Source organism: Curtobacterium sp. ER1/6 (genome assembly GCF_001742745.1).
GTDB classification, from domain to species: Bacteria; Actinomycetota; Actinomycetes; order Actinomycetales; family Microbacteriaceae; genus Curtobacterium; species Curtobacterium citri.
Genome location: NZ_MJAK01000002.1, coordinates 225,481 through 251,916 on the forward strand (window position 1 = coordinate 225,481; position 26,436 = coordinate 251,916).

A 26,436-nucleotide genomic window follows, 5' to 3' on the forward strand; every position below is an offset into this window, starting at 1 on the left:
TCCCGGGCTCGGTGCCGCCCGAGCGCTAGGTTGGGACGGACCGCGACGTCGAGCGCACGGAGGACCCATGCACCGCACCGGACCGTGGCTGCGCGCCGCAGAGGGGGCCATGCTGCTCGGCCCGGACGGCGTCCCCGCGCCGACCGTGTTCGCCGAGATGAGCGCCCTGGCCGCCGCCACCGGCGCCGTGAACCTCGGACAGGGCTTCCCCGACGAGGACGGCCCCGCCGTCGTGCTCGACGCGGCCGTCGAGGCCATCCGGCAGGGCGTCAACCAGTACCCGCCCGGCCGGGGCACCCCGAGGCTCCGCGCCGCCGTCGCCGAGCACCAGGCGCACTGGTACGGGATCGACGTCGACCCCGAGCGTGAGGTCCTCGTCACCGCTGGCGCGACCGAGGCCCTCGCCGCCACGCTGCTCGCCTTCGTCGAACCCGGGGACGAGGTCGTCACCTTCGAGCCCTTCTACGACGCGTACGGTGCGCTCATCCGGCTCGCCGGGGGCACGCACGTCACGGTGCCGCTCACCGCACCGGACTTCCTGCCCGACGAGGACACCCTGCGCGCCGCGTTCTCCGACCAGACCCGGGTCGTCCTGGTGAACACGCCGCACAACCCCACCGGCCGGGTGCTCCCCCGCGAGGTCCTCGCCACCGTCGTCGAACTCGCCGAGCGGTACGACGCGCTCATCGTCACGGACGAGGTGTACGAGCACCTGACCTTCGCCACGCCGCACGTGCCGATCGCGACGCTCCCCGGAGCCGCCGAGCGGACCGTGACGATCTCGAGCGCTGGCAAGACCTTCAGCACCACGGGCTGGAAGATCGGCTGGCTCACCGCCGCACCCGCGCTCGTCGAGGCGATCGTGTCGGTGAAGCAGTACCTGACGTTCGTGAACGGCGCTCCGTTCCAGCCCGCCGTCGCCGTCGGACTTCGACTCCCTGACGAGGTCTTCCACGGCATCGCGCAGGACCTGTCCGCCAAGCACGACCTGCTCGCCGCCGGCCTCCGGTCCGCCGGGTTCGACGTGCTGCGCCCGGACGGCGGCTACTTCGTCATCGCCGACACCGCACCCCTCGGCCACGAGGACGCCCGGGCGTTCTGCCACAGCCTCCCGGAACTCGCCGGCGTGGTCGGCGTCCCGGTCTCCGCGTTCGTCCGGCCGGAACACGCGTCGGGCTACCGGTCCCTCGTCCGGTTCGCGTTCTGCAAGCGGCGGAGCGTGCTCGCCGAGGCGGCGACGCGCCTCGCGGCAATCGCGCCCGCGCGCTGAGCCGCCGCGCCCCGGCCGGCTGCGTGCTGACCGGCTGCGTGCTGACCGGCTGCGTCCCGGTCACAGTGCGTGCCGGTCGCGATCCGCTCGCGTCCGGACCCGTGTCCGCGTCGAGCGGGCGCTTCCTGCGCCGCTGACCGGTCGCTGACGACGGATCCCGCACGCTCACGGAAGCCCACGACCGCTCCGCTGCGTCGGCCGCGGTGGCCGATCGTCCCGACCCGGACGGTCACGCTTCCGAGCGGGCGAACCGGGTGCGCGTCGAGCTCGGGCAGCTCCTCAACCGCCCGCTCGCCGACACAGCGCTCCGCCCGCGGGCACGAGCGGGCGCATCCTGCACCCCGTCGGGGTGTCCGGTGGCGATTCCGCCCGCCCGCCGAGCCCAGCGTCCGCCCCGCCCCCTCCCCGCCCGCACGAACCCGCCCGCCTGGCTGCGAGCGGGCGGAACACGTCCGGGGACCACGCCGTCGCAGTCGCTTCCGCCCGCTCGCCGGCCCCGACGTCCAAGACGTTCACCGGATCCACGACGTCCGCCCACGTCCCCGAACGGGCCGAACCTGCTGGCGCGCTCCCGTCCCCGCGACGCTTCCGCCCGCTCGCGCGCCGGACGCGAGGACGGTCACCGCAACGGGAGCACCCGACTGCACGAACGGGCGGAACGTGCGCCGTCACCGACGCCCTGGTGCGCCTTCCGCCCGCTCGCCCCCGGACGCCCTGCAGCGCCGATCAGGACGCAGGACCCGCAGCGCCCCGGCGCAGCAACGCGGCGCAACGGCGCAACGACACAACGACGCAACGACGCAACGACACAACCGAGCCCGCTCGCCGCCCAGCCCGCGCACCCCGGCGACCGGAGAGCCGTCGGGGCACCAGACCCTGGCCGCCCCGGCCGGGACTCAGCTCCGCGGCACCACGTCGAAGCGCCGGAGCGCCAGGGACGGGTTGACCGCGCGGACCGCCTCGGTCGTCGCGGTGTCGATCGTCGCCACCAGCAGGCCCGGCGCAGCACCGGCTGCCGCGACCGCGACGCCCGACGGATCGACGACGACGGACCCACCGATCCCCACCGGACCGGTCTGGCCGACGCCGACCACCCAGACGGTGTTCTCGATCGCCCGAGCGGTGAGCAGCGTGCGCCAGTGGTGCTCCTTCCCCGGACCGCGGACCCACTCGGCCGGCAGGACGACGACGTCCGCCGCGCCGGTCTCCGGAGCCGCGAGCCGTCGGGTCACCTCGGGGAAGCGCAGGTCGTAGCAGGTCTCCAGCCCGATCCGCACCCCGCCGAGCTCAAAGACGGGGACCTGGTCGACCGCGCCGGACTCGATCCGGTCGGACTCCCGCGACCCGAAGGCGTCGTACAGGTGCACCTTCCGGTAGGTCGCGGCGATCGACCCGTCGGAGTGCACCGCGACGAGGGTGTTGCGGAACCGACCCGGCACGTCGGCCGTCTCGGCGACGCCGACCACGAGCGCGATGCCGACCGTCCGCGCCACCTCACGCAGCCCGGACACGAACGGCCCGTCGAGCGGTTCCGCTGCGGCGACGAACCGGTCGTCGATCTCCGCGGCGAACCACGACGTGTACTCGGGCGTGACCAGCAGGTCGGCCCCGCGGGCGGCAGCGTCCTCGGCGGCGGACCTGACGGTTCCGAGGTTCGCGAGGGTGTCGTCGACGGGGGCGAACTGCGCGGCGGCGATCGTGAGGGTGCCCATCCGGCGAGCGTACCCGGGCGCCGCACACGACGAAGGCCCCGGTCCGAGTGGACCGGGGCCTTCTGGTGACGCTTGGTTGCGGGGGCAGGATTTGAACCTACGACCTCTGGGTTATGAGCCCAGCGAGCTACCGAACTGCTCCACCCCGCGGCACGTCTTACAGCCTACACACGCCCGTGGCGGGGCACAAATCGAGTGCCCCGCCACGGCGTGTCAGTTGCCGCTGTCGGCTTCGGTGGCGGCCTGGATCGCCCGCTGCAGGCGCTCGTCCGCCTCGGCAGCGGCGACCAGGTCGTTGTCCGCGTACGCCTGCTGGCGGTCGTCGAGCGCGCTCTTGGCGTCGTTCAACGCCTTCTGCAGCGCCTGGTTCGCGGTGCCGCTCGACGAACCGCCGCTCGACGAACCGCCACTGGCGCCACCCGAGGTCCCGCCGGTGGACCCGCTCGAGGAGCCGCCGGTGTCCGTGGACCCCGAGCCGGACGACGAGCCGGAACCGTCCGCAGCGCCCTGGTCGCCGGCAGCCGCGCCGGAGTCGCCGTCGAACAGGCTGTTCAGTGCCTGGTCGAGGGTGTCCTCGAACGCGATCTTGTCGCCGAAGGCCACGAGCACCTTCTGCAGCAGCGGGTAGGACCCGCTCGACGTCGACTGCACGTAGACGGGCTGCACGTAGAGGAAGCCGCCACCGACCGGCAGCGTCAGCAGGTTGCCCTGCTTCACCGTCGAGTTGCCCCGCTTCAGGATGTTCAGCTCCTGCGACACGGTGGTGTCACCGTTGAAGAGGCTCTGCACCTGCGCCGGACCCGGGATGTTGTCGGTCTTCGGCATCGTCAGGAGCGTGAGCTTGCCGTAGTTGGCACCCTTCTCGCCCTTGCCGGCACCACCGGCGTCCGAGTCGACCGCCAGGTACCCGGTGAGCACGTTGCGGTTGTTCGCCCCGGCCGACTGCTGCGGGATGTAGGTCGTGTAGAGCGAGTACGCGGTGTCCTGCCCCGGGACCTTCATCGTCAGGTAGTACGGGTCCTGCAGGTTGCCCTGCGTCGCCGTGGTCTGGGTGCCGAGCGCGTTGGTCGTCGTCTGCGAGACGTTGTCCGCCGTCGAGTCGGTGTCGCTCTCGGTCGTGCCCGTCGTGGTCTCCTGCGGCGTGTTCCACGCGTCGTCACCCGAGTAGAACGAGTTCGCGTTGGTCACGTGGTACGTGCCGAGGATGGACCGCTGCACCTTGAACAGGTCGGTCGGGTAGCGCACGTGGTCGAGCAGCTCGGCGCTCATCTGCGACACCGGCTCCGTCGTGCCGGGGAAGATCTTCTGCCAGGTCTTCAGCACCGGGTCCTGGGTGTCCCACGCGTAGAGCGTGACCTTGCCCGTGTACGCGTCGACGGTGGCCTTCACCGAGTTGCGGATGTAGTTCACCTGGTCGGTGCGGAACGCCGACGAGTCCGTGCCGTTGACGCTGTCCGACATGCTCTGGCTCTGCGAGTACGGGTACGCGTCGCTCGTCGTGTAGCCGTCCACGATCCACTGGATGCGGTGGTCGACGATCGCCGGGTAGGCGTCGCCGTCGAGCTTCAGGTAGGGCGCGACCTTCTGCACACGCTGGATCGGGTCGCGGTCGTAGAGGATCTGCGAGTCGCGGTTGACCGCGTCGGAGAGCAGGATCTGCTCGGACTGGAACTTCGCCGCGTAGACGAGCCGGTTGAAGAACCCGCCGAGGCTCGGCCCGCCGTTGCCCTGGTACGTCGTCGTGGCGTTCCCGCCGTCGCTGTCGTCCGAACCGGCCGGGTAGTCGAGCTCGACGTTCTTCGTCCCCTCGGGGCCGCCGACGATCGAGTAGGGCGGCGAGGACTCGCCGAAGTACACGCGCTGCTGGTAGTCGCCGAGGGCGCCGTTCGCGGGGATGCCCGACTCGAGGAACACCGGCTTGCCGTCGCTCGCGCGCTGGTTGCCGTAGGCGGCGGTGACGCCGAAGCCGTGCGTGTAGACGAACGTGCGGTTGTACTGCGTGTTCGCCTGGGCACTCAGGCCCTCGAGGTCGATGTCGCGGACCGCGATCACCGTGTCCTCGGTCTGCCCGTCCACGTCGTACCGGTCGACGTCGAGCTCCCGCGGGAACTGGTAGTACTGCCGGTACTGCTGCAGCTGGCTGAAGGTGTCGGGGACGATCTTCGGGTCGATCAGGCGGATGTTCGCCGTGGTCTGCGCGTCCTGCGCGAGCGCCCCCGAGGTGACCTCGGTGGTGGCGTCGTAGTTCTGCTCCTGCACGCCGCTCACCCCGTAGGCGTCGCGCGTGGCCTTGATGTTGCGCTCGATGAACGCGGACTCGTACGTGCGCTCGGAGGGCTTGACCTGGATGCGCTGCACGATCCAGGGGTAGATCCCGCCGATGACGATCGCGGCGACCAGCAGCAGGCCGGTGCCGACGATCGAGATGCGCCAGCGGCCGATGACCGCGGTCACGATGAAGAGGATCGCGACGATGGCGGCGATGCCCGCCATGATCTCGCGCCCGGGGATCACCGCGTTGACGTCGGTGTACTGCGCACCGGTGATGAGCGGGTTGTCCTTCGTCAGCGCGGCGTACTGGTCGAGCCAGAGGCTGACGGCCTGGAGCGCGACGTAGACGGCGGCCGTGACGGCCAGCTGGATGCGCGCCGCCCGCGAGATGCGGACCTCGCGCCCGCCGAAGCGGAGCGCACCGTAGAGGTAGGTCGCGGCGAGCGCGGCGATGCCGGCGAGGAGCACGACGGCCGACGAGTACGCCACGATCGAGCGCCAGAAGGGGAGCTCGAAGACGTAGAAGCCGATGTCCAGACCGAACTGCGGGTCCTTCTTGCCGAACGACGTCCGGTTGAAGTACTCGAGGACCATGCTCCAGCGACCGGCGGTCGCGAGCCCGGCGAAGAGGCCGAGCACCACCGGGATGCCGATCACGACGGCCCGGCGCAGCGGCTCGATGACCTGCTGGTAGCGGTCGAGCTGCGAGTTGAGCTTGGCGTACACGGGGCGGAACCGGTACGCGAGCGCGATGCTCACGTACACCGGGACGGCCATGCCGAGGAACCCGGCCACGAACATCAGGGTGCTCGCGACCCACCTCGTGGTGAGGACCTGCTGGAAGCCGAGCTGCGCGAACCACGCGTAGTCGGTGTACAGGCTGGCGAAGATGAAGAAGCCGATCACCAGTGCGGCCAGCACGATGATCGTGACCACGATCGGGACCCGCGGCGAGCGCCGCCCAGAAGGAGAGGGAGCCGAGGTGGACGAGGTTGTCGTCACTTGATGTGCTCCAGACGTGTCGGACCGGCGGGCCCGGCGCGGCGGGCCGTCAGTGCACCGATCCTACGGGTCCCCGCCGACAGCCAAGCTGTGCGGGGACTCAGGAAGGTGATCCGCTCCTCCAGGCCGTCCGGACGGGAGGCGCGGATCGCGACGTGCGCGCACGTCGCGGGGACCGGGTGGCCGGTCCGACGACGTGCAGTGCTACGACGTGCAGCGCGCCAGACCGGCGGTGCTCTTCCCGGACGCGATGGTCTGCAGGTCGGTGACGGCTTGGTCCAGCGTCGCGACCTTGTAGACGTCGAGTCCGTCGGGGACGTGACCGACGACCTCGTCGCAGTTCTCGGCGGGCGCGAGGAAGACGGTCGCGCCGGCGTCCTTCGCGCCGTACAGCTTCTGGCGGATGCCGCCGATCGGTCCGACCTCGCCGTCGGCCGTGATGGTCCCGGTCCCGGCGACGTGCTCGCCGCCGTTCAGCTTGCCCGGCGTCAGCTCGTCGATGATCCCGAGCGCGAACATCATGCCCGCGGACGGACCGCCGACGTCCTGCAGGGCGATCGTCACCTCGAAGGGGAACTCGTAGTGCTCGATGACGCCGACGCCGAGCAGTGCGGTGCCCTGCTCCTCGCGCGGGGTGACCTCGACGGTGCGGCTCGTGCCGTCGCGCTCGACGGTGACCGTGGCCGGTGACGAGGTCCCGTGGTCCGCGACCGCCGCCCGCAGCGAACCGGCGTCGACGTTCGTGGTGAGCTGGTGCCCGTCGAAGGCCGTGATGACGTCGCCCTTGCGGAGGACGCCGTCCGCGGCGGACCCCTCCTGCACCGAGCCGACCTCGAGCCGGGTGGGCAGGTCCTCGCCCTGGTGGATGAGCGCGGCGGCGACGGCCGACTGCTGCGACGACTGCATGTCCGCGGCGTCCTGCTGGTTGACCTGCTCGGTCGTGGTGCCCTCCGGGTAGACCGCGCTGGCCGGGATGACGGCCTCGGAGCGCGAGAACAGCGCCCGGATGACGCTCGTCCACGACGGTCGGTTCGTCGCGTCGCCCTGGATCCCGACGGTGAGCATGTCGAGCGCGCCCGCGGTCGGGTACGTCCGCGCGCCGTCGATCTGGATGAGCTCGACGTCCTTCGCGTCCTTCCCCTGCCCCTGCCGCTGGGTGCCGATGGTGTTGTACACCGGGCCCGGCACCTCGATGAGGTACGGGCTCGGCAGGAAGCTCGCCAGGAGCCCGAGCACCACGGCCCCGACGACGAACGCCCACCCGACGGTACGTGAACGGGAGCGGCGACGGGGCGCAGGGGCGAAGAGGGTCACGGACGTCCTTCCACGGGGTGGGCGCCCGCGCGTGCACGGGCTGTTCGCCCTCGGCGCAGCGGTTCGGGCGACCCCACGGGGGCATCCCAGGCGCGGTCCCGTGAGCAGCGATTAGCGTAGTCGGCATGCCTGATGAACCGCAGCGGGGTCCGGACGACGACTTCCAGGAGATGCTGCGCAAGCTGCTCTCCGGAGAGGGACAGATCGACCCGTCGCAGCTCGCGGGCGCGGCCGGCCTGCCGAACGACCCGGCGTTCGTGGCAAACCTCATGAGTCAGCTGCAGCGGGCCGCGCAGTCCGGCGGGGACGGCATCGACTTCTCGGTCGCGTCGGAGCGCGCGACCGCGATCGCCCGCGACGGCGGCCACCCGGTGGACCCGGCGACCTCGCAGGCCGCCGGGCAGGCCTTCCAGGTGGCTGCGCTGTGGCTCGACGAGGCGACCTCGGTCCCCGAGCTCACGGCGACGCCGAGCATCTGGACGCGCGAGCAGTGGGCGCGCGCGACCACCCCGGTGTGGGCGCAGATCGCCGAGCCGGTGGCGCTGAGCATCGCGAACGCCCTCACCGAGGCGATCGACCAGCGCGCGCCGGAGCAGCTCAAGGCCATGCTCGGCGACGTCTCGAAGGCGATGCGCGGCGTGGGCGGTGCCCTGTTCGCGGTCCAGCTCGGCCAGGTCGTCGGTCAGCTCGCGAAGGAGGTCGTCTCGGGTGGCGACGTCGGCGTCCCGCTCCTCGACGAGCAGGTCGCGGTGCTCCTGCCGCAGAACGTCGCCGAGTTCGCCGAGGGCCTCGACGTCCCCGAGGACGAGGTCCGCATCTACCTGGCGGTCCGGGAGCTCGCGCACGCGCGGCTCTTCCGGTCGGCGAAGTGGCTCCGGCTGCACATCATCTCGTCGATCACCGACTACGCGCGCGGCATCCACATCCCCTTCGACCGTGTCGAGGAGCTCGCGTCGGAGATCGACCCCACGAACCAGGAGCAGCTCCGCGACGCACTGGCGTCGGGTGCGCTCATCCCGCCGCGCACCGCCGAGCAGGAGGCCGCGCTCGGCCGCCTCGAGACGATGCTCGCGCTCGTCGAGGGCTGGGTCGACACCGTCACCGCCGCCGCGACCGTCCGCCTGCCGCGGTCCGACGCCATCGCCGAGATGGTCCGTCGCCGCCGTGCCGCCGGTGGCCCCGCCGAGTCCGCGTTCGCGACGCTGGTCGGGCTCGAGCTGCGGCCCCGCCGCCTCCGGGAGGCCGCCGCGCTCTGGCAGCGGGTCACGGACGAGCTCGGTGCCGAGGAGCGCGACGCCCTGTGGGCGCACTTCGACGCCGTCCCCACCTCCGAGGACGTCGACGACCCGGAGGCCTTCGTCCTGCGGCTCCGCAACCCCGGCCGGTCCGCCGAGGACGACGCGTTCGACCGGGCGCTCGAGGACCTGCTCAACGACACGACCGGCGACCGTCCGCGCGAGGACGAAGCGGGTGGGATCGACGAAGCAGGCGGCCCGGAGGACGGCGGCATCCGGGACGGCGACGGGGACTCGCCCAAGTAGTTCTCCACAGATGGCGACGGCCGGTCCCGTCGGGGCCGGCCGTTCCGTCACGGTGGGGACATGGGCATCCGCATCGACCCCACGCTCGAGTTCGTCTGGCGCGACCCGGGGACCGTGCAGCTCGGCGTCGACCCGCCGCGTGCCGTCGTCCCGGTGCCGTCCACGGCCGAGGAACGGTTCCTCTGCGCACTCCGCCGCGAGACGAGCCGTGACGCGCTGACCGCACTCGCCGCCACGACCGGGTGCCGCCCGGAGGTCGCCGCGCGGATCCTCGGCGACGCCTCGCCCGCCGTGGTCGAGGTGCTGCCCGAACCGCTCGCGCGGGTCGAGGTGCACGGGTCGGGCGCCCTCGCCGACACGGTGGCGGAGCTCCTCTCCGGCGAGGGCGTCACCGTCGCCAGGACCGCCGCGCCGCGCGGCGGCCCGGTGGTGCTCCCCGACCCGCCGCCGTCCCTCGCGCTCGTGGTCGCCGACCACGTCGTCGACCCGGCCCTCCGCGCGGCCTGGGCACGTCGCGGGACGCCGCACCTCGCGCTCGTCGTCAGCGACGGCCGGGTGCGCCTCGGTCCGGTGCTCGTGCCCGGCGAGGGCCCGTGCCTGCAGTGCGTCGAGTACGCACGCGTCGACGCCGACCCGGCGTGGCCGGCACTCGCCGCGCAGGTCTGGGGACGACCGGCGGCGCCGCTGTCACCGTGGCGGCTGGCCGCGCTCGCGTCCGCCGCCACCCGGATGCTCGTGCAGCGGCTGCCGAGCACGACGCAGGAGCCGGGGACGGACCAGGTCGTGTTCGACCGCGACGACCTGTCCGTCAGCCTGCTGCCGGTGGCTCCGCACCCGCGGTGTGCGTGTCGAGCGCTGCCAGGAACCGGCTCGGGGCCCGGGCACCCCCTCGCGTGGAACCCTGTCGCGACCACGTGACGGTGACGGACCGGCGTGCACGGGTGAGGCCCACGTAGAAGAGCCGCCGTTCCTCGTCGACCTCGTCGTCGGTGGACGCGTGCGAGATCGGCAGCAGCCCCTCGGCGGCACCGACCACCAGGACGTGCGGCCACTCCAGGCCCTTCGACGAGTGCAGCGTGGCGAGCGTGACCGCGTCGAGCTCCGGCTCGTGGTGGGTCGCCGCACGGTCCACGAGGTCCTGCGTGAACTGCTGCATCGTCGTGCCCTCGGGCGACGCCTCGGCCAGGCCCATGATCGCCTGCAGCGCCTCCCACTGGTCGCGGACGGCGCCGGTGCCGTCGGGCGGGGTGGGGGTCCAGCCGCTCAGCTGCAGCACGAGCCCGACGCGTCGGGTGAGCTCGTCGTCCGTCTGCCGGACCGCCTCGCCGCGCATGTGGTGCACGGCGAGCTTGACCTCGGGCCGGTCGAAGAAGCGGGTGCCGCCCTGCACGCGGTACGGGATCCCGGCACGACCGAGCGCGGACTCGAGCGCGGCCGCCTGCGCCCCCACGCGGTACAGCACGGCGCACTCGCCGAACCGGGCGCCGCCCGCGACGAGCTCGCCGATGCGCCGTGCCACGGTCTGGGCCTCGTCCCCGTCGTGCACGCACGCCAGGACCTCGGGCGCAGGACCCGGCTCGGCCGTCTGCGCGACGAGGTCGAGCGCACCCGGCTGTCCGCGCATGAGGGTGTTCGCCGCGTGGACGACCTCGCGCGTGGACCGGTAGTTCCGCTCGAGCCGCAGCACCGATCCCCGCGGGAACTCCGAGCCGAAGCCGAGCAGGTACCGGCTCGAGGCCCCGGCGAACGAGTAGATCGTCTGGCTGGCGTCACCGACCACGCACACGTCGTCGCGACCGCCCAGCCAGGCACGGAGCAGGTCGTGCTGGACGGGTGAGACGTCCTGGTACTCGTCGACGACGAAGAACCGGTACTGCTGCCGCACGTACGAGGCCACGCGCGGCTCCGACTCGACCATCCCGAGCGTGGCGAGCAGGACGTCCTCGAAGTCGAGCTGCCGCCGGTCGTCCTTGAGCTGCTCGTAGGCGCGCATGAGGTCGACGACGCGTCGCGCCGGGGTGTCCCGTGGCATCACCCGGTCGACGGCGGCGGCCTCGTACTCGTCGTACGTGAGCATCTGCACCTTGCGCCACTCCACCTCGGCCGCCAGGTCGCGCAGGACCGGGGTGTCGACGTGGATCCCCACGGTGTCGGCCGCGTGCGCGATGACCCGGCCCTTGGACTCGACGATCCGGGGTGCGTGCCCGCCGACGGTGTCCGGCCAGAAGTAGCTGAGCTGCGCCATCGCGGCGGCGTGGAACGTCCGGGCCTGCACGGTGCCCGCACCGAGGGCGCGCAGCCGGGAGCGCAGCTCACCCGCGGCGCGCGTGGTGAAGGTCAGCGCGAGGACGTGGTTCGGCGAGTAGGTGCCGGTCGCCACCCCGTACGCGATGCGGTGCGTGATCGCCCGCGTCTTGCCGGTCCCGGCGCCGGCGAGGACCGCGACCGGGCCGAGCAGGGTGCGAGCGACGGTCTGCTGCTCGGCGTCGAGCGCGGCGAGGAGCTCGTCGGGCGAGGTCAGCCGCACCGGGGCGGGGCGTCCGTCGGTCACGGCAGGTCGAGCGGCCCGCCGTACCACTCCTCGATGATGGCGCGGGCGATGGACGTCCGGCCGGGCAGCAGCAGGGTGTCACCGGCGCGTTCGCGGACCTCGTCGCGCGAGAACCACCGGACGTCGAGGATCTCGACCCCGTCCGGGCGGACCGTCGACGGGTCGCCGTCCAGGGCACGCGCACGGAAGCCGAGCATGAGCGAGGCGGGGAACGGCCAGGGCTGCGACCCGAGGTACTCGGGTTCCTCGACGCGGACGCCGGACTCCTCCCAGACCTCGCGTCGCACGGCGTCCTCGAGGGACTCCCCCGGCTCGACGAACCCGGCGAGCAGCGAGTACCGGTCGGCGTCCCACGCCGCGTTCGAGCCGAGCAGGATGCGGTCGTCCGCGTCGGTCACGCCGACGATGATCGCCGCGTCCGTGCGCGGGAAGATCTCGTGCCCCTCCGGGTCGCGGCGGACCCACCCGCCGCTGACGACCGTCGAGGGCGAGCCGGTCCGCGGCGAGAACCCGTGCACGGCGTGCCAGTTGGCCATCGCCACGGCCTCGACCGCGAGGCCCTGGTCGCGTGCGGACAGCTCGGTGCCGAACATGCGGAGGCTCGCCCACGCGTCGTCGTCGGACTCGATCGCCTCGGCCGCGGCCGTGCCGAGCAGCGCGGCGACGAAGCGCGTCCCGGCGGGGGCGTCGGGGGCGTCCGCGACCGCGCGGCCGAGGTACAGCACCACGGCGTCCTCCGGGACGGCCGTGACGTCGACGAAGCGGAGCGCACCGTCCGGCTCGCGGAGCAGGTCGGCGCCGCGCACCGGCAGCCACCGCGTCGACGGGTCGTCCCGGAGGACGCGCTCGAGGTCCGGCGTGGTCCGGAACTCCGCGTCACGGTCGAGTTCGTTGCGGGACAGCGGGAGCCTTGCGGCGAACTCGACGGTCACGGCAGGGCGCTCCTTGCGGTCGGGACAGGGTCTCCGGCTGTCGTCCGGCGGGACCCCGTGGACCGTTCCGGGGCTCGACGGGCCAGCGTGGCGTGCGCTCGGCCCCCGGACGCGGACCTACCCTGAGGACATGGCGGGATCCCAGTTCACTCTAGCCGCGTTGGCGACGACGGCCGTTCCCGGCATGGTCGTCACGGGCACACGCACACTCGGCTCGGCGGCGTCCGGCGACTACGAGTCGGCCGTCCTCCGCGACGCCGACGGCGCGCTGAGCGCCATCCGCCGACCGCGCAACCAGCGCGCCGAGGCCCGGCAGTCGGCCGACCTCGTCGCGATCCGCGCCCTGAGCGCCGGCATCCGCACCCGGCTCCCCTTCGCGGTGGCCGAGTACCGCGGTCAGGCACCGGTCGGGTCGACGCGCGCCATCGTCACGACCTTCGTGCCCGGTGCGCACCCGACGCTCCGCGACCTCGGGGAGCGCCCGGAGCTCGCCACCGCCGTGGGCCGCGCCGTCGCCGCCGTGCACCAGCTGCCGACGAGCTTCGTCACGGACGCCGGCCTGCCCTCCCTCACCCCGTTCGAGGTGCTGCGCTCCGCCGTGTCAGTGATGGACCGCGCGGTCGCGACCAAGCTCGTGCCCGCCGCGCTCGTCGAGCGCTGGGAGGGCGCTGCGCGCGACCAGCAGCTCTGGCAGTTCACGCCGACCGTCGTGCACGGCGCACTCGGCACCGGGGTGCTCCTCGTCGACGGCGACGCCGTCAGCGGTGTCCTCGACTGGGGCGAGCTCCGGCTCGGCGATCCCGCGAAGGACCTCGCGTGGGTGCTCGCGGGGCAGCGCGAGGCGTTCGACACCGTCCTCAGCGCGTACGAGGCGAACGGCGGCGGTCGTGACCGCCAGCTCGCCCAGCGTGCCCGGGTGTACCACGAGCTCGAGACCGCGCAGTGGCTGCTGCACGGCGTGCAGGCGAAGAGCACCGAGGTCGTCGACGACGCCGTCGCGATGATGCACCGCCTCGTCGACGCGGTGCAGACGCCGACGGCGGCGCCGCTGCAGTCGGTCTCCCCCGAGACGATGGAGATCGGCGAGGTCGAGCAGCTGCTGTCGTCGACCGAACGCCGCCACGGCTGACCCGGCCCGCTGAGCGCTCGACGCGGCCCGACCGCACACGGCGCGTCGCGACCGCGCAGCCGACCGGCTGTCGGACGGGAGGCACGGGGCGGCCCCGCCACGCGCCTCCCGTCCGCTGTCGGGTCAGCCGACGGCGTCCCGCCACGCGCGCTCGAGACCGGCGCGGTCGAGCAGCTCGGTCGGGCGGACCTCGAGGTCGTCGGCGACGAAGTAGAACACCGCGTCGACCTCGTCGAGCGGGCGACCCGTGAACTCCGCGTACGCGACGCGGTAGAGCGCGAGCTGGAGCTGCCGCGCGGCGAGGTCGTCCGCACCGCTCGGCGCCTTGCCCGTCTTCCAGTCGACGACCTCGGCCCGGCCGTCGATCTCGTACACGGCGTCGAGCTTGCAGACGATGCTGTGGCCGAGGAACGGGATGTGGATCTCGCGCTCGACCTCGATCGGCGTCCGACCGGCCCAGCGTGACCGGGCGAACGTCGCCTGGAAGGCCGCGAGCCGTCGGGCGTCGTCGTCGGTCACGGCCGCGTCCGCGGAGGCGTCGACGGCCTCGTCCGCGTCGAGGTCGCGCTCGCCGTCCCACAGGTCCAGCGTCTCGAGGGACCCGCCGCTCCCCGCACGCTGCTCCACCCACCGGTGGAACAGCGTGCCGAGTCGGGTGGCCCGGTAGGGGCGCTCGGGCATGGGACGCCGCAGTCGCTCGGCGACGGCGCCGGGCTCCGCCAGGTAGTCCTTGAAGCCGGAGGCCGGGACCCGGTGCGGGACCGCCACGGCGTGCCGGGCGGACCGACGCGCCTGCCGCTCGGCGAGCAGCAGGTCGATCTCGGCCGAGAACCGCCCGGCCGCGCCGGGGTTCGCGTTCCGCACCCGGTCGGCGGCGGCGAGCACACGGGCGCCGCGCTGCCCGAAGGGCACGTGCGGCCAGGTCTGGGTCGCGCCGTCCTCGCCGAGCGGGTCCTCCTCGTGCACGGTACGGTCGGGCACCGCCTCGGGGTCCACGATCCCGGCCTCGACCAGGTCGCGCAGGTAGCGGCTCGGCTCGGTCGGCTTCACGCCGCCGGCCCACCAGGACCCGGAGACGAGCAGGTCGTGCCGGGCCCGGGTGAGCGCGACGTACGTGAGCCGACGTTCCTCGTCCTCGTTGCGGGAGCGCACCTGCTCCTTGTAGGCGTCGATCGCGTCGACCACGCCCTTCTGGTCCGCGTTCCCCCGCCAGGCGAGCTGCGGCAGTTCCTCGGCGTCGCCGCGGAACTCGTAGGGCAGCCGGCCGAAGCCCAGCCAGCCGGACGAGCCCTCCTGCGGTCGCGCCGGGAGCGCACCCTCCACGAGCCGCGGGACCGCGACGGCGTCCCACTCCAGGCCCTTCGACCCGTGGATGGTCAGGACCTGCACCGTGCCGGCCTCGGGCTCCTCGGACCGCGGGCCCATGTCGTCGCGCCGGGCAGCCGCGTCGATCCAGCCGAGGAAGGCGCCGAGGTCCGCCCGGTCGTCGGTGGCCGCGAAGCCCGCGAGCTCGTCGACGAAGGCGTCGAGGAACGCGGCGCTGCCCTGCTCGTGCGCGGCGACCTCGACGTCGAGCCGCATCTCCTGCACGACGAGCGTGACGAAGTCGACGAGGTCCCCCGAGGCCCGGGAGCGGAGCGCGGCGAGCTGCTGCCCGAGGCCGCGCATGCGCTGCCGACCAGCGGGGCTGATGCCCTCGAGGGCACCGTGCTCGTCCGGGGCCGTCGCGACGAAGTCGAGTGCGTCGACGATCGAGCCGTGCTCCCCGGCCGCGACCGACGCCCGGAAGGCCGCGGTCACCTCGTCGTCGAGCCGCTGCTGCGTGTGGTCCCGCTTGAACAACCACCGCGCGAGCTCGTGCAGTGCGACGACGTCCGCCGCGCCCACGCGCCACCGGGCGCCCGCGAGCAGGCGGATCAGGTCGTTGCCCGCGGACGGGTCGTGCAGCACGCGCAGGCACGCGACCAGGTCGACGATCTCCGGCCGCTGCAGCAGGCCGCCGGTCCCGAGGACGTGGAACGGCACGCGCTGCGCGGCGAGCGCGGCGGTGAACGCCGACAGGTCCTTCCGCGAGCGCAGCAGCAGCGCCATCGAGCCGTCGGGCGTCGCGGCACGGCGCGCGGCGAACCACCGGGCGACGCCCTCGGCCTCCTCCGGCAGGGTCTCCGGGAACAGCGCCGTGACCGTGCCGCGGTCCGCGCCCGGCCGCGGGGACAGGCGCTCGACGGCGACCTCCGACGCGGCGGAGAGCGGGTCGACGACGGCGTTCGCGCCGGCGAGCACGTCGACCGGGTTCCGCCAGCTCGTGGACAGGGCGAACGTGACCGGTGCGGGGCCCGCGTCGCCGAAGTCCCGCGGGAAGCGTGCGAGGTTCGCGGCGCTCGCACCGCGGAAGCCGTAGATCGACTGGTGCGGGTCGCCGACGGCCATCACCGGGTGTCCGCGGAACAGCCGGGCCAGGAACCGGGTCTGGACCACCGAGGTGTCCTGGTACTCGTCGAGCAGCACGACGCGGAACCGGTGCCGCAGGTCGTCGACCACGCGCGGCGCGGACTCGGCGGCGGCGAGCGCGAGGGCGATCTGGTCGGAGAACTCCACGAAGCCGCGGTCGACCTTCTGCCGGCGGAACTCCTCGACCAGGTCGACGAGCGGTTCGAGGGCGCCGATCGCCGCGACCGCGTCCGTGACCGTCTTGTAGGGGTTGCCCCGGGCGTTCCCGGGCAGCTCGAGCAGGCCCGCGAAGTCGATCGCGAAGCGCCGCAGGTCCGCGGGGTCGACGAGGTGCTCGGACACCGCGCCCGCGAGGGAGACCACCGCTGCGGTGACGGTGTCGACGTCACGGTCGAGCCCGGCCAGCCGGTCGTCGCGCGCGGCGACGACCACGCGGCGCGCCAGCTGCCAGGCGGACGGTTCGGTGAGCACCTGGGACTCGCCGTCGCGTCCGACGAGCAGCGCGTTCTCGCGGAAGACCGCGTTCGCGAAGGCGTTGTACGTCGACACCGTCGGCGCCTCGAACGCGTCGCCCGCGGCGAGCAGGCCGACGTCCTCGAGCGCACGGATCCGGTCGTTGATGCGGACCGAGAGCTCGCCGGCGGCCTTGCGGGTGAAGGTCAGGCCGAGCACCTCGGCCGGTCGGACGAACCCGTTCGCGAGCAGCCAGACGACGCGGGAGGCCATCGTCTCGGTCTTCCCGCTGCCGGCGCCGGCGACGACGAGTGCGGGGGCGAGCGGCGACTCGATGACGGCGCGCTGCTGTGCGGTCGGGCGGGGTCGGCCGAGGGCGTCGGCGATCGCGTCGGCGTCGTGCTGTGCGGGAGCGCCTGCCGAGGTGTCCGCCACCATCGGCCGCTCGGTCTCGTGCTCGGTGCCGGTCGTCACCAGGTCACCTCGCCCACCACGTGGATGCGGCACTCGACCCCGGTGCGTGCCCGGTCGCAGTGGTCGTCGACGTTCGCGAGGAAGGTCCGTCCGGCCATGCCCCGAGCGACGCCGTGGAGGCGGGCGCGGTACGCCTCGCGGGCCTCGTCGTCGAAGGCGTGCTGGGTCCGCTCCGAGAAGGCGCGACCACTCCGCGGGTTCTGCACGAAGACGAGCCGGGCGTCCGCCATCGACGATCCCGCGGGCACGCCCTCGACCGCGCCGTCCTCGACCGCGAGCTGGTACGCGCCGAGCTGCGGGTGCTCCGGCATGTCGTTCTTCTCGCTCGGCATCGAGCGCCCGGTCTTCAGGTCGACGACGCTGACCCGGCCGTCCGGGTCGACCTCGATGCGGTCGATGCTGCCCCGCATCCGCGCCGGTCCGGTCACGAGCGCGAACGAGGTCTCCGCGCCGAGCAGCCGCCGCCCGGCGCTCGCGAACGTCCGGAGGTAGTCGCTCAGCCCCTCGATCATCCGGCGGGTCCGGGCGCGCTCACGGTCGGCCACCCACGGCGACTCGAAGGTGAGCTCGTCCCAGCGGCCCTCGACGTGCTCCCACAGGGACTCGACGTCGACCGTGGTCGCGTGCTCCATCGCCTCGTGCACGATCGTCCCGATGCCCATCGCGGGGCTCGGCGCCCCGCCGCCGAAGGTCTGCGCGAACCAGTGCACCGGGCACTCCTCGAAGGTGCCGATGCGCGACGGCGACACCGCGACCGTCGGCGGCACGGGTTCGCCGCCCTCGTGCTCCGGTGCCGGTGGGGCGTCGAGGTCGACGAGCGGGGCGTCCGTCGTCGGTGCGGCGGTGCCGTACCACTCGTCGGGCGACGCCCCGGGGACGTCGGCGTCGGCCAGGCGTGCGAGTGCCGAGGCGGCCTCGTGGTCCCCCGAGGTCACGACGCGACGGCGCAGCGACCCGGCCAGACCACGCAGGGACAGGGGGTGCACGGTCGGTTGCCGGTCGGGCGGCACGGGGACGAGCCGGACGAAGGGCGACGGTGCCTCGTCGTCGTTGGCGACGGTGCCGATCACCACCTGCGTCGTCGCGCGCGACACGGCGCGGGCGAAGAGGCGCAGCTCGTCGGCGACCACCGCCGCCCGGTCGTCCACCGGGCCGTGCTCGACGCCCGCGGCCGCGCGGACGAGGCCGTCCGGGTCGAGGAGGCTCCCGCGGACCCGGGTGTTCGGCCACACCCCGTCCTGCAGCCCGAGCACGACGACGACGTCGCACTCGAGCCCGATCGTGGCCGACGGGGTCAGCACCCGGACCCGGCCGGCCGTCCGGTCCGGTCCGATCGAGTCCTCGGGCAGGTCGGCGCCGAGCAGGTCGTCGACGAACACGCGGGCTGGGGCGTCCGGGGTGCGTTCCACGAAGCGCTTCGCCGCGGTGAACAGCCCGACGACCGCGTCGAGGTGCCGGTCGGCCTCGGCGGCGCCGACCCCACCGGCCGCCGACTGCCCGCCCCACGTGGTCGCCAGGCCGCTGCGCTCCCAGAGCCCCCAGAGGATCTCCTCGATGCTCGCGTCCGCGGCGGCGTCTGCGTTCGCGCGGACCAGGCTCCGGGCGAGCCGGGTCGCCCGACGGGCGAACCCCGCGTCGATCGTCGCGAGCCGTTCGGGCGCGCCCAGCGCCTCGACCAACAGCTCGTCGGCCGTGCGCGTGCCGCCGCCGGCGAGCTCCTCGCGGCGCAAGGCCAACCGGAGTCGTCGCATCGCGAGGGTGTCGAGGCCACCGAGCGGCCCCGTCACGAACGATGTCGCGAGGTCGGCGTCGAGCGCCACGACGCCGAGTGCTACGCCGGCCGCGTCGAGGAGCGCCCGCGCGGCACCGTCGTCCCGCGGTCGGATCGGGGCGGCGCCGGCCGTGGCGGGGACCTCGGCGACGGACAGCGCGCGGACCAGCTCGGGGATCGCCGCGCCGCTGCGCGTCACGACTGCCATCCGGTGCCAGGGCACGCCGTCGAGCAACCGGTGCTCCCGCAGGCGACGGGCGACGGCGACGACCAGGGCCGACCGGCTCGCCGCCTCGAGGTGCAGCACGGCGTCGCTCCTGGCATCGGTCGCCGATGCCGCCGCGGTGCGCTGCCGACCCGCGGCGGCGGCACCGATCCGCGCGGTCACGGCGCTCACGAGGGCGCGGACGGGCGCGGCGTGCCGGTGCACGGTGCCGAGCACGATCTCGTCCACCCGCTCGACGCCGAGGCGCACGGCCAGACGCCCGAGCACGTCCGGCTCGGCGCCGCGGAACGCCGACGCCGCGATGTCCGGATCGCCGAAGGCCACGACCTGCGTCCCCGCACGGGCGAGCGCGCCGAGCAGCGCGACCTCGCCCTCGACGAGCTCCTGCGTGTCGTCGACGACGACCAGCCGGAGCGCCGCCACGCTCGCCGGGACCTCGCCGCGGAGCACCGCGGCGGTCGCGAAGGCCACGAGCTCGGCGGCGTCGAGGCTGCTGCCGCGGAACGCGGTGACCGCGGCCCGGTACTCGTCGACGAAGTCGCCCACGGCCCGCCACTCCGGTCGTCCGGACTCGTCGCCGAGCTCCCGCATGTCCTCCGGCTCGACGCCGGCCGCGACCGCGCGCATCATGACGTCGCGCAGGGCCGTGCGGAACCCGGCGCGCTCCCGGACCACCGCGGTGATCGGTGCGGGCCACGCGGGCCCGGTGCCGTCGACCTCGTGCCCGTCGAGCAGGTCGGCGATGATGCGGTCCTGCTCGCCGCCGGTGAGCAGGGTCGGCGGCTCCTGTCCCTGGAGGGCGGCCGCGTGCGCGACGACCTGGAAGGCGAGCGAGTTCACGGTCCGGGCGAGGGCCCCGGGCACGACCCGGCCGGCCGCGGCGGCCAGACGGTCGCGGAGCGCGGTGGCGGCCGTGCGGGCCGAGGTCAGGGCGAGCACCGACGAGTGGCCGTCCGCCGACACCGCGTCGGCCCGGCCGAGCCGGTCGGCGACGAGCCGCGCGAGCGTCGTGGTCTTGCCGGTGCCGGGCGCCCCGAGCACGGCCGCGTGCCGTCCGTCCGGCAGCGCGAGCACCGCGTCCTGCGTCGGGTCGGCGACGAGCGGGCGGGCGACCCCGACGTCCTCGGGGAGGGTCGTCAGCGTCGTCCTGGGCACGCGGCAACGGTACCGAGGACGGCCGACAGCACCGGCCGACGCACCGGTGCCGCGACGGGCGGGCTGCCACTTCCGCGGCCGGTGACGGCGACGAGTGCGCCCCGGGCGAACGCTCGATCCGCGCGCGGGGTGCTCGGATACGCTGTGCTCGTGGACATCAAGATCGGCATCATCAACAGCCCGCGCGAGATCGCCTTCGAGACCGCCCAGAGCGCCGAGGAGATCGAGCAGGCCGTGGCGCAGGCCCTCGAGTCGCAGTCGACCCACCTGTCGCTCAAGGACGACAAGGGCCGCCGCTTCATCGTGCCGGTCGCCTCGCTCGCCTACGTCGAGGTCGGCGCCGAGGAGTCGCGCCGCATCGGTTTCGTCGCCTGACGTGGAACTGCTCTTCGCCGTGCTCGGCGGCCTCCTCGCGGGGGCCGTCGCGCACGTCGTGGTGCCCTGGCGCTCGACCCGGGGCGCGCTGCTCGGCCCGGCGGTCGGCGGCATCACGGCCGCCGTGGCCTGGGAGGCCCTGACCTGGGCCGGCTGGCGGTACGACGGCGGCTGGATCTGGGTGGTCGCCCTGGTCGGTGCCGGTGTGGTCGCGGTGGTCACCGAGTGGGTGCTCGGTCGTCGGCGCACGACTGCGGACGACGCGTTCTTCGAGCGCGCCCGCGCCTGAGCCCGCCGGACCGCCCGCGACTGAGCCCGCCGGACCGTCGTCGCGCCCGCGCCTGACCCGCCGGACGGTCAGGCCGTCAGGCCGAGCGCGTCCATCCGCCGCGAGTGCGCCGCGATGAGCTCGGTCCACACCGGCTCGAGCCGCTCCTGGTCCTCACGCGCGTGCGACGCCAGCGCCGACCGCGCCACGAGGAGCGTGTCCCCGACCAGCCGCCGGCCCCACATCGCGAGCCGCGAACCGACCTGCGGGTCCTGCTCGATGTGCGCCGCGAGCTCGTCCACGACCGCGCGTTCCTCGCGGGCGTCGAAGACCGTCCGCAGGCGCTGCCGCACGTCGGCCGGCAGCGAGCGGAGCAGGCTGCCGAACAGGTCGTTGAGGATGCCGGCGGTGACGTACCCGGTCAGCATCGACTCGTACCAGTCGGCGCCGCTCGTGCGGGCGAGGAAGCGGTCGATCGCCTCGCGGTGCGGCTCCATCAGCTCGGCGGGCTGCCCGCCGTGCCGTTCGATCTCGGCCACGAGCGTGCGGTGCCGCTCGAGCGCGGTCGTCGCGAGGACGCCGGTCACCAGGCGGCCCGACATCGTCGGTGCCGCAGCACCCGCGCGGCCCATCGTCTCGTAGAGCGAGAGCTGGAGGTAGGCGGCCTGCCCCAGGTACACGTCGAGTTCCGGACTGACGTCGTCCAGCTGCAGGCGCTCCACGGGCTTGGCGTTCCGCGGGTTCCGCGACGCCAGCCACGCCGCCGCGAGCTGCGCAGCGCGCTTCCGGTTCCACCACGACACCACGCGACCAGCATAGGGGCCGTGGGGCCCCGCTCCGGCCCGCGGGCGTGCTCGTCGCCGACCGTCGGTAGACTGGCATGGACTTCCACCAGGACTAAGGTGCTTCTTTGACTTTCGCAGACCTCAACATCGAGCAGGACATCGTCGACGCGCTCGCGACGAAGGGCATCGCCGAGCCCTTCCCGATCCAGCAGCAGACGATCCCGCTCGCCCTCACCGGCCAGGACATCATCGGCCAGGCCAAGACGGGTACCGGCAAGACGTTCGGCTTCGGCCTCCCGCTCATCCAGCGCCTCGGCGCCGACCCGGAGCACGGCGTCAAGGCGCTCGTCGTCGTCCCGACCCGCGAGCTCGCGGTGCAGGTGACAGAGGACCTCGAGCTCGCCACCTCGAACCGGTCGACCACGATCGTGTCGATCTACGGCGGCAAGGCGTACGAGGGCCAGATCGAGCAGCTCAAGGCCGGCGCCCAGATCGTCGTCGGCACGCCCGGTCGCCTCATCGACCTGCAGCGGCAGCGCCTCCTCGACCTCTCCCACGTGCAGGAGGTCGTGCTCGACGAGGCCGACCGCATGCTCGACCTCGGCTTCCTCTCGGACATCGAGCGCATCTTCCAGGCCGTCCCCGCGGTGCGGCACACGATGCTGTTCTCGGCGACGATGCCGGCGCCGATCGTCGCGCTCGCCCGCCGCTTCATGACCCGCCCGGTGCACATCCGCGCGACGGACCCCGACGAGGGCCTGACGCAGGCGAACATCAAGCACGTCATCTACCGCGCGCACTCGCTCGACAAGGACGAGGTCATCGCCCGCATCCTGCAGGCCGAGGGCCGCGGCAAGACCGTGATCTTCACGCGCACCAAGCGCGCCGCCGCGAAGCTGGTCGAGGAGCTGAAGGACCGCGGGTTCAACGCCGCGGCCGTGCACGGCGACCTCAATCAGGAGCAGCGCGAGCGCGCGATGGCCGCCTTCAAGGCCGGCAAGCGCGACGTGCTCATCGCGACGGACGTCGCCGCCCGCGGCATCGACGTCGACGACGTCACGCACGTGATCAACCACACCATCCCGGACGACCCGGACACGTACCTGCACCGCGCGGGCCGCACCGGTCGTGCCGGCAAGACGGGCATCGCGGTCACGTTCGTCGACTGGGACGACCTGCACAAGTGGACGCTGATCGACAAGGCCCTCGAGTTCGGCATCCCCGAGCCCGTCGAGACCTACTCGTCGTCGCCCCACCTGTTCAGCGACCTCGACATCCCCGCCGGCACGAAGGGTCGCCTGCCCGGCGCGCCCTCGCACGCGGCCGAAGCCGGCTCCTCCGCCGGCCGTGGCACGCAGCGCAGCGGTGACCGTCGCGGCTCCGAGCGCAGCGGTGACCGCCAGGGCGGCGAGCGGGGCGGCTCGCGTCCGCGATCGCGCACCCGGACGGGAGGCTCGTCCGAGGCCGTCACGTCGGCTCCGGCCGTCGAGTCCACGGGTCCCGACGCCGCGCAGCCCGCCGGTGAGGGCTCGACCACCGACGGCGCCGCGAAGCGTCGGCGTCGCCGCCGTCGCCGCGGCGGCAGCGGTTCCGCCGAGGCGACCGCCTCGGCTCCGCAGGGGTCGTCGGACGGCGAGTAGCGCCTCCAGACCGGAGGGCCCGTCGCTGACGCGACGGGCCCTCCGTCGTCCCAGCCCACGCGCCGGCCTGCCGTGCCCGGGGCGGGCGGGGGTCAGGCCAGGCGGGAGCCCGCGCCGTGCACGGGCGCGCTGCCCGTCGCCTGCTCGACGATCGCGTCAAAGGAGACCCGGGCCGTGCGGTGCTCACCGAAGCGGTTCGGCTTGCCGGTGCCGTGGTAGTCGCTCGACCCGGTGACGAACAGGCCGTACCGCTCCGCCCAGTCGAGCAGGGTGCGCTTGCCGTGCGCGAGGTTCTCGCGGTGGTCGACCTCGAGGCCGCCGAGCCCGGCGTCGACGAGTTCGCGGAGCGCCGGTTCATCGATGACGATCCCGCGCGAGGACGCCGCCGGGTGCGCGATGACCGGGACGCCGCCGGCCGCCCGGATCAGCTCCACCCCGCGCAGGGGCGTCGGGGCATCGTGCGGCTCGTAGTAGCCGGAGGCCGGGTGCAGGATCCCGCGGAAGGCGGCGCTCCGGTCGGGCTCGAGCCCGCGGGCGACGAGCGCGTCGGCGATGTGCGGGCGGCCGATGGTCGCACCGTCGCTGGCCTGCGCGATCACGTCGTCCCAGGTGATCGGGTGGTCGCGGCCGATCCGTTCGACCATGCGCCGAGCGCGGGCGAACCGGCCGTCGCGGATGCGGGTCGTCTCCTCGACGAGGCCCGGGTCGGACGGGTCGACGAGGTAGCCGAGCACGTGGACGCTCCGGTACCCGACGCGGGTGCTCAGCTCGAGGCCGGGCACCAGCGTCATCGGTCGGTCGCGGACGGCGGCGATCGCATCGTCCCAGCCCGCGGTGGTGTCGTGGTCCGTCAGGGCGACGCCGTCGAGTCCGGCCGCGGCGGCTGCGGCAACGAGTGCGGCGGGGCGCTCGGTGCCGTCGGAGACGCTCGAGTGGGCGTGCAGGTCGATGAACGGATCGGGCACGTCGACCATGCTAGCGACAGGTGAACAGCCGCTCAGGCCGCACGGTCAGCTCGGTGCGATGATGGGTGACATGGCCGACACCACCCCTCGCGCGACGAGCAACCGTTCCACCACTCCCGGGTCCTCGACCTTCAAGGACCACATCGCGTCGCAGTGGGCGGACCGGGTGCGCCCCACTCCCGAGCCCCGCGAGCAGTCGGCCTCCGCAGCCGAGCGCCGCGCCCGGATCTCCGAGCTGCACCCCGGGCGCACGATCGTGGTGCCCGCCGGACAGGCGAAGGTGCGCTCGAACGACTGCGACTTCCCGTTCCGCCCGCACTCGACCTTCGCGCACCTGACCGGCTGGGGCACCGACACGGTCGTCGGCTCCGTGCTCGTGCTGACGCCGAACGGGTCCGGGCACGACGCCACGCTGTACTTCCGTGCCACGGCCAGCCGCGACTCCGAGGAGTTCTACGCGAACCCCGAGATCGGCGAGTTCTGGGTCGGCCCGCGTCCGTCGCTCGACGAGGTCGCCGCCGACCTCGAACTCGCGACGGCCGACCTCGGCGCCTTCGCCGAGGTCGCCGACGGTCTCGACGCCTCGGTGCTGCTCGTCCGCGACGCCGACGACGAGCTGACCCGCGCGCTCGACGCCCGCCTCGGCACCGCGGTGGGCGGGGCCGAGGCGACCGACGCCGCGCCCGCGACCGACGACGTGCTCTCCCGCGACCTGTCCGAGCTCCGGCTCGTGAAGGACGCGTACGAGGTGAACGAGCTCCGGAAGGCCGTCGAGGCCACGAAGTCCGGGTTCGACGACGTCATCGCCGACTTCGACGCCGTCCTGGCGCACCCCCGCGGCGAGCGCATCGTCGAGGGCACCTTCAACCGCCGTGCCCGGGCCGACGGCAACACGGTGGGGTACGACACCATCGCCGCGTCCGGCCACCACGCCTGCATCCTGCACTGGACCCGCAACGACGGTGCCGTGGCGCCGGGCGACCTCATCCTCATCGACGCCGGCGTCGAGGTCGACTCGTTCTACACCGCCGACATCACCCGCACGCTGCCGGTCAGCGGGACCTTCACCGACGTGCAGCGCATGGTCTACGAGGCCGTGCTCGAGGCGGCGGACGCCGCGTTCGCGATCGTCAGGCCCGGGATCACCTTCCGCGAGGTCCACGCCACCGCCATGGAGGTCATCGCCCGGAAGACCGCCGAGTGGGGCTTCCTGCCCGGGACCGCGGAGGAGTCGCTCCAGCCGGACAACCAGTTCCACCGCCGCTACATGGTGCACGGCACGAGCCACCACCTCGGACTCGACGTGCACGACTGCGCGAAGGCCCGCCGCGAGATGTACATCGACGGCACCGTGCAGCCCGGCATGGTCTTCACGATCGAACCCGGCCTGTACTTCCAGCAGGACGACCTCACCGTCCCCGAGGAGTTCCGCGGCATCGGTGTCCGCATCGAGGACGACGTCCTGGTGACCGAGGACGGCGCCGAGAACCTCTCGGTGGGCATCCCCCGGACCTCCTCGGAAGTGGAGGGGTGGATCGCGCGGTCCGGCCGCTAGCCTGGACCGGTGACGACGATGCCCGACACCAGCCCCAGCACGACGCCCGCCGCGGTCCCCGCACCGACCGGCACCACCGTGCCGCGCGGGCTGTCCATCGACGTCGAGCACTTCGACTCGCCGGACGCGCAGCGGCTCCGGGCCGCGCAGCGCCTGGAGATCGACCGGTCCTACGGTGGCGACACCGAGCCCGGCGAGAAGCCGACGGCCGAGTCCATCGCGGTGTTCTTCGTGGCGCGGGACGAGGACGGCACGCCGCTCGGCTGCGGTGGGCTGCGCCTCGTGCAGGACGGCATCGCCGAGGTGAAGCGCATGTACGTCCGACCCGAGTCGCGCGGTGCCGGGGTGTCGACCGGGATCCTCCGTCGCCTCGAGGAGGCCGCGATCGACCTCGGGTCGCCGGCGCTCGTGCTCGAGACCGGTGACCAGCAGCAGCGCGCCATCGGGTTCTACGAGCGCGAGGGCTTCACCCGCATCGCCAACTTCGGCCCCTACGTCGGGGCTGCCCGCTCCGTTTGCTACTCGAAGGTCCTGTAGCCGGGACCCCCGCACGGACGACGACGCCCGCGCCGACCCGGTGGTCGGTCGCGGGCGTC

At 73.6% G+C, this 26,436-nt stretch carries 18 protein-coding genes and 1 tRNA gene; 9 read left to right on the forward strand and 10 right to left on the reverse strand.

Annotation, left to right across the window (positions count from 1 at the left end):
* The first annotated feature begins 67 nt into the window (after positions 1 to 67).
* Complete coding sequence (locus Cus16_RS05395) at positions 68 to 1,270, forward strand: aminotransferase class I/II-fold pyridoxal phosphate-dependent enzyme (protein ID WP_069711615.1); 1,203 nt, start codon at positions 68 to 70, stop codon at positions 1,268 to 1,270.
* 896 nt (positions 1,271 to 2,166) lie between these two features.
* On the opposite strand, the gene Cus16_RS05400 is transcribed toward Cus16_RS05395, so the two are convergent.
* From Cus16_RS05400 to Cus16_RS05415, 4 genes are all read right to left on the reverse strand, one after another.
* Positions 2,167 to 2,982, reverse strand: a complete 816-nt coding sequence (locus Cus16_RS05400) for a carbon-nitrogen hydrolase family protein (RefSeq protein ID WP_069711616.1) — start codon at positions 2,980 to 2,982, stop codon at positions 2,167 to 2,169.
* A 73-nt stretch (positions 2,983 to 3,055) separates the two neighbouring features.
* Positions 3,056 to 3,132 (reverse strand) — tRNA-Met (locus Cus16_RS05405).
* A gap of 63 nt (positions 3,133 to 3,195) precedes the next feature.
* Positions 3,196 to 6,189, reverse strand: a complete 2,994-nt coding sequence (locus tag Cus16_RS05410) for a UPF0182 family protein (protein WP_189319535.1) — start codon at positions 6,187 to 6,189, stop codon at positions 3,196 to 3,198.
* Between the two features lie 270 nt (positions 6,190 to 6,459).
* Positions 6,460 to 7,569 carry a PDZ domain-containing protein gene (locus Cus16_RS05415; RefSeq protein ID WP_069711617.1) on the reverse strand — a complete coding sequence of 370 codons (1,110 nt, stop codon included), beginning with the start codon at positions 7,567 to 7,569 and terminating at the stop codon, positions 6,460 to 6,462.
* Positions 7,570 to 7,694: 125 nt separating this feature from the next.
* On the opposite strand from Cus16_RS05415, the gene Cus16_RS05420 reads away from it, so the two are divergent.
* Positions 7,695 to 9,110, forward strand: a complete 1,416-nt coding sequence (locus tag Cus16_RS05420; protein WP_083263732.1) for a zinc-dependent metalloprotease — start codon at positions 7,695 to 7,697, stop codon at positions 9,108 to 9,110.
* 60 nt (positions 9,111 to 9,170) lie between these two features.
* Positions 9,171 to 10,028 carry a TOMM precursor leader peptide-binding protein gene (locus Cus16_RS05425; protein WP_069711618.1) on the forward strand — a complete coding sequence of 286 codons (858 nt, stop codon included), beginning with the start codon at positions 9,171 to 9,173 and terminating at the stop codon, positions 10,026 to 10,028.
* On the opposite strand, the gene Cus16_RS05430 is transcribed toward Cus16_RS05425, so the two are convergent.
* Positions 9,919 to 11,661: an ATP-dependent helicase gene (locus Cus16_RS05430; RefSeq protein ID WP_141718823.1), complete on the reverse strand. Its 1,743-nt coding sequence runs from the start codon at positions 11,659 to 11,661 to the stop codon at positions 9,919 to 9,921. The two genes, Cus16_RS05425 and Cus16_RS05430, sit on opposite strands and share 110 nt — an antisense overlap.
* Entirely contained in the window at positions 11,658 to 12,593 is a 936-nt protein-coding gene (nudC, locus tag Cus16_RS05435) for an NAD(+) diphosphatase (protein WP_069711619.1), read from the reverse strand. The genes Cus16_RS05430 and nudC overlap by 4 nt, the downstream gene beginning before the upstream one ends.
* 130 nt (positions 12,594 to 12,723) lie before the next feature.
* Here nudC and Cus16_RS05440 point away from each other — a divergent pair, with 130 nt between their 5' ends.
* Positions 12,724 to 13,722 carry a phosphotransferase gene (locus Cus16_RS05440; protein WP_069711620.1) on the forward strand — a complete coding sequence of 333 codons (999 nt, stop codon included), beginning with the start codon at positions 12,724 to 12,726 and terminating at the stop codon, positions 13,720 to 13,722.
* 123 nt (positions 13,723 to 13,845) lie between these two features.
* On the opposite strand, the gene Cus16_RS05445 is transcribed toward Cus16_RS05440, so the two are convergent.
* Both Cus16_RS05445 and Cus16_RS05450 read right to left on the reverse strand, forming a co-directional pair.
* The gene (locus Cus16_RS05445) at positions 13,846 to 17,064 is read right to left on the reverse strand and encodes an ATP-dependent DNA helicase (RefSeq protein WP_069711783.1); all 3,219 of its coding nucleotides are present in this window, start codon (positions 17,062 to 17,064) and stop codon (positions 13,846 to 13,848) included.
* Between the two features lie 32 nt (positions 17,065 to 17,096).
* Positions 17,097 to 20,252: a UrvD/REP family ATP-dependent DNA helicase gene (locus Cus16_RS05450; protein WP_189319536.1), complete on the reverse strand. Its 3,156-nt coding sequence runs from the start codon at positions 20,250 to 20,252 to the stop codon at positions 17,097 to 17,099.
* 150 nt (positions 20,253 to 20,402) lie between these two features.
* Here Cus16_RS05450 and Cus16_RS05455 point away from each other — a divergent pair, with 150 nt between their 5' ends.
* Positions 20,403 to 20,627: a DUF3107 domain-containing protein gene (locus Cus16_RS05455; RefSeq protein ID WP_069711785.1), complete on the forward strand. Its 225-nt coding sequence runs from the start codon at positions 20,403 to 20,405 to the stop codon at positions 20,625 to 20,627.
* A 1-nt stretch (position 20,628) separates the two neighbouring features.
* Positions 20,629 to 20,916: a hypothetical protein gene (locus tag Cus16_RS05460; RefSeq protein WP_069711621.1), complete on the forward strand. Its 288-nt coding sequence runs from the start codon at positions 20,629 to 20,631 to the stop codon at positions 20,914 to 20,916.
* A gap of 68 nt (positions 20,917 to 20,984) precedes the next feature.
* Here the strand turns inward: Cus16_RS05460 and Cus16_RS05465 are convergent, their stop codons facing one another.
* Positions 20,985 to 21,701 (reverse strand): ferritin-like fold-containing protein, encoded by a 717-nt coding sequence (locus Cus16_RS05465; protein WP_069711622.1) that lies wholly within the window; start codon positions 21,699 to 21,701, stop codon positions 20,985 to 20,987.
* 104 nt (positions 21,702 to 21,805) lie between these two features.
* Here Cus16_RS05465 and Cus16_RS05470 point away from each other — a divergent pair, with 104 nt between their 5' ends.
* Positions 21,806 to 23,320 carry a DEAD/DEAH box helicase gene (locus Cus16_RS05470; RefSeq protein ID WP_069711623.1) on the forward strand — a complete coding sequence of 505 codons (1,515 nt, stop codon included), beginning with the start codon at positions 21,806 to 21,808 and terminating at the stop codon, positions 23,318 to 23,320.
* Between the two features lie 92 nt (positions 23,321 to 23,412).
* On the opposite strand, the gene Cus16_RS05475 is transcribed toward Cus16_RS05470, so the two are convergent.
* Positions 23,413 to 24,285, reverse strand: coding sequence for a PHP domain-containing protein (locus Cus16_RS05475; RefSeq protein ID WP_411266603.1), 873 nt, complete (start codon positions 24,283 to 24,285; stop codon positions 23,413 to 23,415).
* A gap of 70 nt (positions 24,286 to 24,355) precedes the next feature.
* Between Cus16_RS05475 and Cus16_RS05480 the strand changes: the two genes are divergently transcribed.
* Positions 24,356 to 25,840 carry an aminopeptidase P family protein gene (locus tag Cus16_RS05480; RefSeq protein ID WP_083263760.1) on the forward strand — a complete coding sequence of 495 codons (1,485 nt, stop codon included), beginning with the start codon at positions 24,356 to 24,358 and terminating at the stop codon, positions 25,838 to 25,840.
* Between the two features lie 18 nt (positions 25,841 to 25,858).
* A complete protein-coding gene (locus tag Cus16_RS05485; protein WP_083263761.1) occupies positions 25,859 to 26,377 on the forward strand; it encodes a GNAT family N-acetyltransferase in 519 nt (172 codons plus the stop codon).
* Positions 26,378 to 26,436: the final 59 nt, after the last annotated feature.

Coding starts and splice junctions, on each gene's coding strand:
- Cus16_RS05395 (WP_069711615.1), top strand. CDS start 68: ATGCACCGCACCGGACCGTGGCTGCGCGCCGCAGAGGGGGCCATGCTG.
- Cus16_RS05420 (WP_083263732.1), top strand. CDS start 7,695: ATGCCTGATGAACCGCAGCGGGGTCCGGACGACGACTTCCAGGAGATG.
- Cus16_RS05485 (WP_083263761.1), top strand. CDS start 25,859: ATGCCCGACACCAGCCCCAGCACGACGCCCGCCGCGGTCCCCGCACCG.
- Cus16_RS05480 (WP_083263760.1), top strand. CDS start 24,356: ATGGCCGACACCACCCCTCGCGCGACGAGCAACCGTTCCACCACTCCC.
- Cus16_RS05445 (WP_069711783.1), bottom strand. CDS start 17,064: ATGGTGGCGGACACCTCGGCAGGCGCTCCCGCACAGCACGACGCCGAC.
- Cus16_RS05440 (WP_069711620.1), top strand. CDS start 12,724: ATGGCGGGATCCCAGTTCACTCTAGCCGCGTTGGCGACGACGGCCGTT.
- Cus16_RS05400 (WP_069711616.1), bottom strand. CDS start 2,982: ATGGGCACCCTCACGATCGCCGCCGCGCAGTTCGCCCCCGTCGACGAC.
- Cus16_RS05425 (WP_069711618.1), top strand. CDS start 9,171: ATGGGCATCCGCATCGACCCCACGCTCGAGTTCGTCTGGCGCGACCCG.